Below are 12,228 nucleotides of genomic sequence, written 5' to 3' on the forward strand. Positions count from 1 at the left end.
TCCTCCTCTCTTAAAAGACTTTTATCTCTTTGGTTTCCGCTACTTTTTGTGTGTTATTTTGTTGCACAAAAGCTTTAATTCTATATTTTCCTGGTTCTAATGACAGTTGAAATACATTTTGCGCTTGATACATTAATTTTTCTTCGGGAATCGATTGCCCTTTCTTATAAATGTATAATGCATATTTCATCTGTTCACCTGAACTACAAATGGTAATCGTAACCTTTCCTTCTTCAGTTTGATCCGCTATGATTTCATCAATTCTTAAAGTAGCTGGATTATGGTCTAATAAAATAGACGTCTCTAGCATTATGTCCTCTAGTTGACTCTCTAAATATTCATATGCTTTTTTATAATCAACATTAGTCATTTAAAATCACCTCTAACTCTTTTTGGATGACAATATCATTGCCAGTTAATGCTTGAATCTTAGAAGAAGCAGCGCGACTCATTTTTTTAAATTGTGTTGGATTTTCCACTAAATAAGTAATCGCTTCAACCATTTGGTCAACGTTATTGCGTTCAGCTAGAAATCCTGAAACACCATGTTCTACAAAATCTGGTATACCACCAATCGCATTTGAAATAGGTACTAAACCCGAACTCATTGCTTCATTGAGTGACACCCCTTGTGAATCATGTCGGCTCGGACCAAGGTAAATACCGTGATGTGCATGCAAGCCTGAAATTTCATGTTGCGGTACAAACATTTTATTTAAACTCACATTATTAAAATTCCGCAATGGCGCCGTCAACGTATCAAATAAAGGTCCATCGCCATACAATGAGAATTGTAGTTTTTTAAACCATTTCTTTTGAGAAAGTTTTAAGATAACTTCCACCGTTAAATCGTTAGCATAGTTTTTAGCCGTATAAGGTCGAATCGATAAAATGTGAAAACGCGCATCCTCATTTTTCTCTTTATACGGAAACATATGCTTATCAATAATATTTGGTATTATTTTGTACGTTTGAGGTGAAACGCCTACAAATGGATCGACGTAATATTCTTTCAAACCTCTCGAAACATATACAAACTGAACATTCATATCTTGGCGTGTCATTAATTTTTCAAAAAATGCACGTTGATACGGATAATGTGCATCTTTTTTTCTTAATTGTTCATTTAGCGTTTTCGCGGATGCTAAATAATTGTAATATCTTGTGTACCAAGCTTCTGCCTCAAAACCATGTATCCATACTGCCACCTTAGGTTTGTGTTCTAGGCGTTCAATCGCTTGAAACATTTTATAATTAATAAAATGAAATAATAGTTTGTCATATTGGTTATATAATAGGTGGTTGTATAATTGTGCTTCATTCATATACATTATTTTCACACCATCATAATATTCATCACGTTTAATCTTAGTTGTAAAAACAACGATAGTGATATCTAAACCATGTTGTTGATACCCTTTCACTCTTCTATGAATAAAAGCATTAGCGTAAATTTTATCTTTGTTGGGATACGCATTTGTAACTAATAAATAACCCATCATTTAACCTCGCTTTGTAACTTTTTTATTGCTGATTTCAGTTCATCATCATCTGGTCGTTTCATTGAATCATATAAGTGATAAATATCTAAAAATGCTACTACCACTGGCTTGTCGACGTAAGATGCACGATTGATACGTGCGATATACCAATGTTTCATATAAAAATTAAAACGATATTGCATATACGTCTCTAAATAACCATGCTGTTTTAAAAATTTAATTTTTTCTATTTCTAGCTTGTAATACTTCTTAAAAAATGATGCTGAAATTGAATTTGTCATAGATTGTGCTATTGCTGCGTAATACGTATGAATGATTGCATCAACGACTTTTACTTTACGCGCAAAGTGCATCACATTAAGAAAAAATAATGAATCCTGGCCGAGTGCTCCTGCAACCATTTGAATGCCATGCTGACGAATAAATGACGTTCGTGCCACTAACGCTTGAATGCTTGCAGTCTTAAGTTTAGATTGCTTAAGTAATGTCACAGTATCCTGTGTCATATCCTGGTGCATCGTATTAACAAATTGTTGATAATATGCATGAACTCGCGTTTTCTCATTGTCTACTTTAATCATATTCCCTACCACGACGTCCAAATTATCATCTGCTTGAATCGCATCTAAAAGTTGGTTGATGCCCTCTCCAACCCACTCATTATCTGGATCGAGGAAAGTCATGTATGGCGCACGTGCATGGGTCATTCCAATGTTCCTTGGTGTTGAAGCACTGCCTGAAGCGGCTTCTAGAGTGACTACTTTAATATTGTCATACCATTTTTCATAACGTGCGATTGTATTTCGAGTCAAAAGATCTGTCGATCCATCATCCACTAAAATGACTTCAAATTGATGAAATTGGGGATTACGGATGATTGATCTTAATGCTTTATGTTCAAGATGCGCCCCATTATTATAAATAGGAACAATGACACTCAATACTGGTTCTGAATACGTTAATGATTTTGGCGCTTGGTTCAAAAACGTCATATCTTGTGCATAGCCTTCATGCATTGCTGTATCTCTTTTAAATAAAGTATGTGCTTTATGCTCATACTTTGAAACATATTGATTACCTTTTGATGATTTCGTAATAAATGATGTATTCGTGAATGCTAAAGGTAACACTAAGTTATCTAAATATTCTGGTTGATAATCTTGTGTTCCTTCAAAATATGTGTAAAATGGCGTTTTAACATCATCTATGTCATGAACACACACTTTATTTGGATAGTATTGTTGTGCAAACATTTGATGTGCACGTTTATCTTCAGCATCTATAATCACTGATATTTGCGGCCATTGCGTCGGTTTACAAGTGAGGTCACACCATTGTGCAATTTGTTTTAACCATTCAAATTGATTATAGTGTTTCACAACCTGGTGCTCACCAATTTTACGAGCGCGTTGTAATAATGCAGTGTCTAAATTTAAAGTGGCTGCCACATCTTTTTCATCAAAGATGATTTGTACTTGTGGCATCTCTGCATTGATAAATGTGTTGTAATTTGAAAATATAAAATTCGACATTCCTTGTAGTTCAAAAATACGATTGGCACACATTGTTGTTGAATATTTAATCGTATTAAGGTTAATCGCAAACGGATGTTTTTTATGCATCATCATAGTGTAATCATGTGATAATGGCGCAGCGATATTTGAAATAAATTCTGCCGGGAATTGGTATTTAAGTTGATTCAACCATAAGTTACGGTCGTAAATTGTTAAATCATAAGCACTCTTAAGAATACCATTAAAAATTACCCTGGCATCTTGATTGCGTTCAGTATACTTTTCAATCCATGAGCCGGCAAAAACAACCTCTTTTGTGTTTAATGACGATTCAATACCCACTGAATTATGTTGTCGTAGGTTAATCGGAAATTTCAAATGATACACACGTTGATGATTGACGTGTTTCTGGTATGTCGGTATTAACGCTGCTTCAGTCGTTACAATGACATCTGCCAATTGTGCATGCGGTAAAAACACATCAAAATTAACGGGATCTTCTTTATTGAAAAAGATCACAGGGATGTTTTTAGATTGATAATAATGAATGATTTTTTGTAATTCAGCAAACTTCTCTCTATTGGGATTGGTCACACCATCCCAATAACCATCTATGCCTTTCCAAGTTGAAGCGACAATAATTAAATCATAAGCGTCATCAATGAATTCATCATTTAAATATGTGAGATGACACACCCCTTTTAATGCATCGTATAAGAATGTGTCTGCTATAATACCTACTTTTAAATCTAACTTTTGATATAAATAAGCATCTAATTCCATATCTTGAGGTGTTTCAAATAAAGCTTCTCGTTGGCCTTTACCGTATTGGTGAAAAGCTTGAATATAATCAATATACATGTTTAAAAATGAGGCGTTATTAATATCATAAATTGCCTTATCTGGACATTGATTCATGCTTTCTGAAATGTGTTTTAAAGTATTTAATTCTGCGTTATCATGAGTAATTGTTTCACGCGTCATTTGAAAAGGTTTAGGTTTACCAAACAAGATATCTTTAATTGTATTTAAGTTCATGAACGTCTCTCCCATAGTTTAATTTGGATACGTCCGAGCCTAGATTCTCTAAGTTTCAAATAACGATTCAATATTGTATCTTTCATTTCAATTAATTGCGCAATTTGACCTTGTTTTTTGATGTTATCTCCAAGCAGTTTTTTTACAGCTAGTTGTTGATGTTGGTTGTGTAATTGTTGCGTTATGTATAAATGTTTTGCAATGTATTTCCAATGACAATCTATATGTATGGGTGTCGTTGCTTTCGTTTTGCTATCAAAACGTACTGTAGGTTTTTCAAATTGAATAATCGTGAACTGGCTTAATTTAAAATCATAATCTTCAAATAGCATAAGAGAAACTGCAGATTTCGGCACGAAAATACGTTGTTCCTGAATATGGAGCGCAAGCGTATCATCGTGTTCATATAATACTTGGGCATAAGTCGGATGCTGATGTAATCGAATTTCGTCCTCCAATGCTTCATCTCTATATCCATTTAAAACCGGCGTATTGATATGAACGTAGCAGTGCGTATAAGACAATGATTCTAAAAAAGTTTTAATTTCAACATCCATTTAAACACCTCTTAATTTCCCAGTAAGTCTAGGAAAGTTATTTTCCCAAATGAACTGTTTATCTCTTAAGTTTTTAGTTTGAGAGATGATGTGATCTAATAACTCTGGATTCATTTTAATTTGCTCGATATAATCAATAATCTCTGTAGTAGAGGCTCCTGCTTTGGCAAAACCTAATTGTTGACTATTTATCAGTTCGCCTGTATAGCCACCTACATTACTTACCACTGGTGTACCAGAACAGATGCTATCTACGATTTTACCTGGCATCACATTCATAAACACGTCACTCGGCTCTAATATAGACAGAGAGACATGATGCTTTGAAATCACTTTTAAACACGCATCTCTTTTCATTGGCGGAACTAAATGAATTGTTGACAAATGCTCACGCTTAACAGCCTCTCTAAATACATCTGCTTGCACTCCGTAAATAATGGCTGTCATATGGATGCCTATTTCATTTAATCCACGCGCAATGTCGATCAATTGGTCAACATTTTGGGCATAGCCGATATTACCTGTATAAACTACAGAAAACATTGTTTCCTTAATCGGATTTAAGCATTCTGATTGAGATACAGCGTTCGGTAAATAGACCATTTCTCGATTTTCATTCAACATTGCATTGATATATGATTGAAAATACGGATTGTTGACAACAATTTCATCAGCTTGTTGATACATTTGTTTTTCTAACCATTTTAGTAAAGGGAGTAGAAATTTAACTTTTATTTTCTTCAAACATAAAAAACTATCCGGCCATAAATCTCGTATTTCTAAAAAATATTTTGCCTTTTTATTGCGTTTAAAAAAAAGTGTTGCCCATGCTAAGAAGATATTTGGGCTAGAGACATATACATTTGCATAGTCACCAAGTTTCCCAATATACATACGTACTTTTATCATAAGTTCAATATAATAAAATAGACGATGTACTAAGTCAGAATGTTGCTTTTGGCAATGCATGCGAATTCTGATAATACGGTACCCTTCTAATGCATTCAATTCTGAATCATCATAATAGGCATCATCTTCAAATAGTGCATGATTGGGATAGGAAGGTTCAGTCGTAACAATTAAAGGTTCATATCCAGCTTTTTCAAATTGTTTATATAGTTGTTTCATACGATTGGCTGCCGAACCCAATTCAGGATAAAAATTTTGACTGATTAATAAAATTTTACCTTTCATAATGAGTCCTTTCTTCCATATTATAGGAAATCTAATAAGCGATCTTTAAAACGATGGTGTACTAATGCACCTAAAGTTAAAACGAGTAACGTGAATGACCAATAATAAAAATGGTCAGCCGCTGTCCCATACAACATCGGGCTATGATGTACAAAAGCGCTTCTATATATTTCAACTAAATACGTAAATGGATTGAGTCGCGCTATCGTTTGTAATATAGGCTGAGCTGAACTAAGCCCCCAAAATATAGGCGTCATAAAAAAGCCTAGTCTCAAAACATTTTGAAGTACATTTTTTGTATCTCGTATCACTATAACTAACGAGCTCATCAAGAGTGAAATGCCAAAAATGGCAGGGAATGCCGCAATAATAAAATAAATAAAAAGACTATACTTCCAAAATGGCACATAACCATGTAATACCGATACTACAAATAAAATACTCGTCATAAAAAGTAGATTAAATAATGTATTGGTAAATGAAATAGATAACAACACAGACGATGGGAACTTCATCTTTGTAACGAGACTTAAATTGGATTGAATTGCATTTGCACCTGAATTAATACTTTGCGAAATAAATAACCACGGAAATAAACCAGATATTAAATGCACAATAAAGGGAGCGCCATCAACTAGGCGATCTCCCCCTCCTCTAAGCCCTAATCCAAAAATCAAATAATAGACTCCGACTTGCATCATCGGTTGTAAAATATTCCAAAAAACACCCAAGTAATGATTTGAGTATTGACTTTTCATATTATAGACAGCGAGTTGCAAAATTTGTTGCCAGTTTTCAATTTGTTCTCTTAGAATGATGATTAATGCTTTCACAATATAACCTACTATCTAAATAAACTTATGATTGTTGATTAAATTCATATAAGTTACCGTAATTGTAGTAACGAACGGATTCGAAGTCGTGTTGCATCACATTTTTCGTATCGAAAATAACTTTATCCTTCATAGATGAAAAGTCTTGATCCGTTAAATGTTTAAATTCTGAGTGATCACTAAGTACTAGAACTAATGAAGCATTTTGCACAGCTTTTTCAAAATCTTTTTCTACAAAATCTAATGCCACATGTGGATCGTATGTCACAACCTCTAAAGACGAATCTTGACGTAAAACTTCATAAATATCGAATGCCGGTGATTCACGTATATCATCGACGTCCCCTTTATACGTTAAACCAAATACAGCAATCTTTTTACCGTTTAGTTGGGCAAGCATGTGCTTTGCTTTTTCAACAACATAATTGGGCATAGAACGGTTCACTTTACGACCTGTTTGAATTAATGGTGAATGCTCAGGATCTTTAGCAATAATGAAATATGGATCAACCGCTAAACAATGTCCTCCTACCCCTGGTCCAGGTAAATGAATATTGACACGTGGATGCTTATTCGCCATCTCAATCACATCAAGCACATTGATGTTTAAATTATTGCTGATTTTAGCAAGCTCATTCGCTAACGCAATGTTTAAATCGCGATATGTGTTTTCCATTAACTTACTCATTTCAGCTGTACGCGCATCTGTTTCGATCATTTCACCTTTTACAAACGCACTATAAACACGCTTACCTGCCTCTATACATGCAGGTGTTATACCACCGATAATACGATTGTTATTGATTAATTCTTCGAGTATTTTCCCTGGTAATACGCGCTCTGGGCAATGCACGAGATATAAATCTTCCCCGATCGTAAAACCTTGTTGTTCTAGATATGGTTTTACGTGATCATCCATCGTGCGTGGTGCAATTGTTGATTCAACGATGACTGTATTCCCTTTCTTCAGGTATGGTACGATACTTTTTGTTGCGCTCATGACAATGGAAATATCACAAGATTCGTATTCATCATCATTATTTGGTGTTGGCACAGCGATGATAAATGCATCTGCTTCTTCAGGTGTGAGTGAGGCTTTAAATTTACCAGTAGCCAACACCTCCTCATAAGCTTCTTGTAGACCTGGCTCCTCTATATGAATATGACCATTATTTAAACTATTTACAGCTTTTTCATTAATATCAACACCAATAACATCTACACCATGTTTTGCGAACATAATAGATGTTGGTAACCCAATATAACCTAAACCGACAGTCGTTAATTTCATTTCATACACCTTCTTGTTTAATCAATATTATGCGTTAGACTTAAAAGATATTAAACCTATATTAAACCTATATTAATTCTTAATTAAATCCGACACGATTTCAATCCTAAAGCTAAATTCTACCTTAATTTTACACTAACTTACATTAAAATTAAATTTAAGTTAACATTTTTTACACTTTCTTAATAAATATCGTCGCCACTTTAAGTTGTCTATGCGTTTAAACACCTAAATGCGCACCAAAATAAATAATAAATAATTAAAATATAACCTTTCTAAATGTAATTATTTCAATTAAATACAAACAGCAATTAAAATACGGATGTACTTGTCTATTCACCTTCTACCCTTTTTTACTTTACTAATACTGGTATAAATAAAAAACTGTCAACAATAGTCGCAACTACGTTGACAGTTTTTTTATAAGCACATTCCTGCTCTAAATCTTTATACAGTGACGTCACATTCTTATAAGTGAACATCATTAGGTGACATACTGTATAACGTTAGAAGCTTGAATAGCTAGGGTTATATTCCCCATAAACGTCGCGTTATAAATACGTTTGTTTAAAGGTTTGAACGACTTGATCAAAATTGGCCACTTTAAGGGAAAAATAGATTTTCATTTTAGGTTCAGTACCTGATGGACGAAGCGCAATAAACCCTTCATCAAAAGTAAACCGAATCACATTTGATATAGGCAAAGTTATGTTTTGTTGTTGCCCCGTTTCAACATAAGTTGTTGTAGCCGTGCGATAATTTTCTATCGTCTTTATCTTTAAACCACATAAATGCGTATCATGATATTTACTAAAATGTGTCATCAGTGCACTAATTTTATCTTTACCTTCTTTTCCTTCATACACAGGTGAAAGGGTCATATCTTCAAAACGACCTACTTCTTTATAAATTTCTTGAAGTGCATCATAAAGTGTTCGACCTTCACGATATAACTCTTGTTTATACTTTACCAATAAAGGAATGCATTGAATGGCATCTTTATCTCTGGAAAAATCTTGAATTAAATAACCATGACTTTCTTCATAGGCTAACACCAATTGTTGATTGTGTGTAGCACGTTGATGAAGTTGGTCTGAGATATATTTAAATCCTGTTAAGACATTTATGCACTCTAAACCTAGCTTTTGTGCCAATGCCTCACTTGTTGCTCCTGTGACAATCGTTTTAACAACATATTTATGATCATGATTATGCATCAATTCTTGGGCACGCCACTTCATTAACATTAAGCCTATTTCATTGCCATTAAAAAAGTAATGTGAACCATCGTCATAGCGTTCAATCATTCCAAAACGGTCTGCATCAGGATCCGTGGCTACTATCAGTTTAGCATTGGCTTTTTCTGCACATTTTAATGCATGTTGAAACGCTATAGGGTCTTCAGGATTGGCAGTTTTACATGTAGGAAAACCGCCGTCAGGAATCGATTGTGCCTCATCAATTGAAAAATTTTCAAAACTTAAGCGTTTAAATATATGTGCAAGTATTGGTAGACTCGTCCCATGTAAACTTGATAACAGTACATGTGCACCGTGATCTTGAATACCTTGATAAAGCTTTGTTACATGCGAGATATAGTCTTCGGTAACCGATTGAGGTAAGTCACGAATGCGTCCTTTTTCTTTTAAAAGGTCTAAAGATTCAACACCAATATTTAAAGGTGAGTCAATAGCGTTAATATACGCGCTTAATAGTTCAGAGGCTTCTGGTAATAATTGGCCTCCGTCACGACCGTACACTTTAATGCCATTGTAATCACTAGGATTATGGCTTGCAGTAATCATAATACCTGCATCAGCATTTAAATGCCTTACTGCAAATGATAATTCAGGTGTTGATTTATAAGTTTTTGACACAATCACATATACCGACGCTGTTGCTAATACCTTAGCCATTTCTTTAGCAAAAGCTTCCGATAAATAGCGTGTATCATAATGAATTACGACTAAAGGTTCTACTAAATCACGTCGAAGGAAATGCGCTAAACCTAATGCCACTTTTCGTACTGTAAATTTGTTTAATCTACCTGGCCCTAGCCCAAATTTACTTCTAATGCCAGCAGTACCAAAAGTTAACGCATCTTCAAATGCGGCTTGACGTTCTTGCTCATTTTGCTGGTCATAGAAGCTTTTAACGAAACTTTCTTCTAAACGTGACATCCATTGTGCCTTCAAAATGTGCACCATCCTTAATTTATAATTTAATAAACTACAACATCATTATTATACATGATGGAGAAATGTGTTGTGAAACAATCCTCTATATTTAATTAACTTTAACCCCCGGAACATGCGATGCTACATTTCACACTCGAGATACTCATACGATTTGAGTTCAGGTGTACCGCACTCATAAACATAGAATGATGTAAACGCTTATTTTATCACAATTGTGTTAAAATCATTGAAAGACTGTTATATTTTCCTATACAATAAGGAATCATAGAGATAAAATACACTTTTATAGGAGCAACTTACAATGAATAAAGTTTTCAAATACGTACTGTATTTGCTAGTGCTTATACTCGTAATTGTTCCTGCAATATTTGCTTTTATTTTATTTAATTCGTCAAGAGATGCTTTTGACGATTCTTTTTCGCAAAAAGATAGAAGAGAATCTGTAATGCGTCAACATAAAGTCAATCCATCTAAAGAACCTGTATCCATACTATTTTTAGGTATTGATGATAGTGATGCACGTAGAGAGAATGGACAAAGTGTCGAACAGTCACGAACGGATGCAATGATTTTATCAACATTAAATCCTGATAAAAATCAAATTCGTTTGTTAAGTATTCCTCGTGACACTTTAAGCTACATTCCAAAAGTAGGCTATTACGACAAAATAACGCATGCACATGCCTACGGTGGGCCAGAATCATCTATGGACACTGTTGAAAAAGCATTAAACATTCCTGTCGATTATTATGTACGAATCAATATGGATGCTTTTGCTGAAACTGTCGACGAACTCGGCGGCATAGAATACGATGTTCCATATGATCTTAATGAGCCAAACCGAACAGATCAAGGTCGAATTAAAATAAAAAAAGGGAAACAAGTTTTGAACGGAGAAGAAGTTCTTGCTGTGACGCGAACACGTAAACAAGATTCAGATTTAAAACGTGGCCAACGTCAAATGGAAGTTTTAAAAATATTATTCCGAAAAGCACAAGAGACACAATCTCTTCATAAACTAGATGATATCATTAAAATTGTAGGAAACAATTCTCAACATAACTTATCGTATGATGAAATACGTGCACTCGCAACCAACTATCTTGTTAGTGATACTGAAATTAAAACAGAACAGTTAAAAGGTGAAAATGAACTTTTAAATGGTATCTATTATATTAATCCTGATATTGATGCATTAATTAAAACAGCGAATCGATTACGTAGCGATTTAGGTTTAGAACCTATAAAAGATCATCAACAGTTTCTAATAGAACGCGTGAAACGTGCTTTTGGTGAAATCCCACCCCTTCTTAACATTGATGATCATTTATTGAACCCAAACACTAAGAAAAATGCAGAGGAGTCAAATTCACCGCAGCAAAGTGATGTTTCGCAAAATCCTGGATCTTCTGAAACACCACCTGCTCAAAACCAACAAGACGCTCAAGCCCCTGTTCAAGACCAAACATATACGCAAGACAATGCTCATGTCCAAGACCCTAATACGCAATCCGTATACTAATAAAGGAGGTATCCAACATGTCGCGACACACATATGAAAAAATCAATCAAATTAATGGAATGTTTACAATGTTGGAGCAACAAATCATCCATAGTAAAGATATGGCGCATTTTCGCTCTGAACTCTTTTATGTAAACCATGCCCACCGTGAAAATTATGAAGCCCTCCTCGTTTATTATTCAGATAGCGAAGTGAATCCGGTTATTAATGCGGCTTGTTATATTGTTGCATTACCTGAAATTTTCGACGCCATCGATGTGTTTGATTCACCACTTCCATTTTCATGGGTGTATAATGAAAATGGTTTAACACCAGAAATGCAAAATTTAAGTGTTCCTATCCAATATCTGGTTGCTGCTGCTTTAGAAGTAACGGATGTAAATATTTTCAAGCCTTCAGGATATACAATGGGAATGAACAACTGGAATCTCGTTCAAATGCGTATTTTTTGGCAATACACTGCTTTAGTAAGACAAAACGCAGAGTAATCAATGTAATAAAATCCATTATTTTTAAACATGATGACATGCACTAAAATGTAGCATTATCAATTCAAATTTTACGCTACTCCAGTGTATA

10 protein-coding genes are annotated in these 12,228 nt (G+C 34.4%); 2 read left to right on the top strand and 8 right to left on the bottom strand.

Annotation, left to right across the window (positions count from 1 at the left end; translation table 11 throughout):
* Positions 1-10: 10 nt before the first annotated feature.
* The 8 genes from G8Y85_RS03500 to G8Y85_RS03535 all read right to left on the bottom strand — a co-directional run bounded on the left by G8Y85_RS03500 (position 11) and on the right by G8Y85_RS03535 (position 10,124).
* Positions 11-370 (bottom strand): hypothetical protein, encoded by a 360-nt coding sequence (locus G8Y85_RS03500; protein ID WP_103345485.1) that lies wholly within the window; start codon positions 368-370, stop codon positions 11-13.
* The gene (locus G8Y85_RS03505) at positions 363-1,499 is read right to left on the bottom strand and encodes a glycosyltransferase family 4 protein (protein WP_060550779.1); all 1,137 of its coding nucleotides are present in this window, start codon (positions 1,497-1,499) and stop codon (positions 363-365) included. The genes G8Y85_RS03500 and G8Y85_RS03505 overlap by 8 nt, the downstream gene beginning before the upstream one ends.
* Complete coding sequence (locus tag G8Y85_RS03510; protein ID WP_165805425.1) at positions 1,499-4,054, bottom strand: glycosyltransferase family 2 protein; 2,556 nt, start codon at positions 4,052-4,054, stop codon at positions 1,499-1,501. Before G8Y85_RS03510 ends, G8Y85_RS03505 begins: the two co-directional genes overlap by 1 nt.
* Positions 4,051-4,611, bottom strand: coding sequence for a hypothetical protein (locus G8Y85_RS03515; RefSeq protein WP_103345483.1), 561 nt, complete (start codon positions 4,609-4,611; stop codon positions 4,051-4,053). The genes G8Y85_RS03510 and G8Y85_RS03515 overlap by 4 nt, the downstream gene beginning before the upstream one ends.
* Positions 4,612-5,805, bottom strand: coding sequence for a glycosyltransferase family 4 protein (locus tag G8Y85_RS03520; RefSeq protein WP_103345482.1), 1,194 nt, complete (start codon positions 5,803-5,805; stop codon positions 4,612-4,614).
* Positions 5,806-5,825: 20 nt separating this feature from the next.
* On the bottom strand, positions 5,826-6,638 hold the full coding sequence (locus G8Y85_RS03525; protein ID WP_103345481.1) for an ABC transporter permease: 813 nt from the start codon (positions 6,636-6,638) through the stop codon (positions 5,826-5,828).
* Positions 6,639-6,663: 25 nt separating this feature from the next.
* Positions 6,664-7,929 carry a nucleotide sugar dehydrogenase gene (locus G8Y85_RS03530; RefSeq protein ID WP_107401203.1) on the bottom strand — a complete coding sequence of 422 codons (1,266 nt, stop codon included), beginning with the start codon at positions 7,927-7,929 and terminating at the stop codon, positions 6,664-6,666.
* Positions 7,930-8,480: 551 nt separating this feature from the next.
* Positions 8,481-10,124, bottom strand: a complete 1,644-nt coding sequence (locus tag G8Y85_RS03535) for a phospho-sugar mutase (protein ID WP_103345479.1) — start codon at positions 10,122-10,124, stop codon at positions 8,481-8,483.
* Between the two features lie 304 nt (positions 10,125-10,428).
* Here G8Y85_RS03535 and G8Y85_RS03540 point away from each other — a divergent pair, with 304 nt between their 5' ends.
* Together G8Y85_RS03540 and G8Y85_RS03545 are read left to right on the top strand one after the other, a co-directional pair.
* Positions 10,429-11,649, top strand: coding sequence for an LCP family protein (locus G8Y85_RS03540; RefSeq protein ID WP_103345478.1), 1,221 nt, complete (start codon positions 10,429-10,431; stop codon positions 11,647-11,649).
* 17 nt (positions 11,650-11,666) lie between these two features.
* Positions 11,667-12,137 (top strand): DUF2538 family protein, encoded by a 471-nt coding sequence (locus G8Y85_RS03545; protein WP_037565969.1) that lies wholly within the window; start codon positions 11,667-11,669, stop codon positions 12,135-12,137.
* Positions 12,138-12,228: the final 91 nt, after the last annotated feature.

The organism is Staphylococcus sp. 11007852 (genome assembly GCF_011394325.1).
Classification (GTDB): domain Bacteria; phylum Bacillota; class Bacilli; order Staphylococcales; family Staphylococcaceae; genus Staphylococcus; species Staphylococcus agnetis.

Bases quoted from the DNA above. Each gene is read 5' to 3' on its own strand.
- G8Y85_RS03500 (WP_103345485.1), bottom strand. From the start codon at position 370: ATGACTAATGTTGATTATAAAAAAGCATATGAATATTTAGAGAGTCAA.
- G8Y85_RS03505 (WP_060550779.1), bottom strand. From the start codon at position 1,499: ATGGGTTATTTATTAGTTACAAATGCGTATCCCAACAAAGATAAAATT.
- G8Y85_RS03510 (WP_165805425.1), bottom strand. From the start codon at position 4,054: ATGAACTTAAATACAATTAAAGATATCTTGTTTGGTAAACCTAAACCT.
- G8Y85_RS03515 (WP_103345483.1), bottom strand. From the start codon at position 4,611: ATGGATGTTGAAATTAAAACTTTTTTAGAATCATTGTCTTATACGCAC.
- G8Y85_RS03520 (WP_103345482.1), bottom strand. From the start codon at position 5,805: ATGAAAGGTAAAATTTTATTAATCAGTCAAAATTTTTATCCTGAATTG.
- G8Y85_RS03530 (WP_107401203.1), bottom strand. From the start codon at position 7,929: ATGAAATTAACGACTGTCGGTTTAGGTTATATTGGGTTACCAACATCT.
- G8Y85_RS03540 (WP_103345478.1), top strand. From the start codon at position 10,429: ATGAATAAAGTTTTCAAATACGTACTGTATTTGCTAGTGCTTATACTC.
- G8Y85_RS03545 (WP_037565969.1), top strand. From the start codon at position 11,667: ATGTCGCGACACACATATGAAAAAATCAATCAAATTAATGGAATGTTT.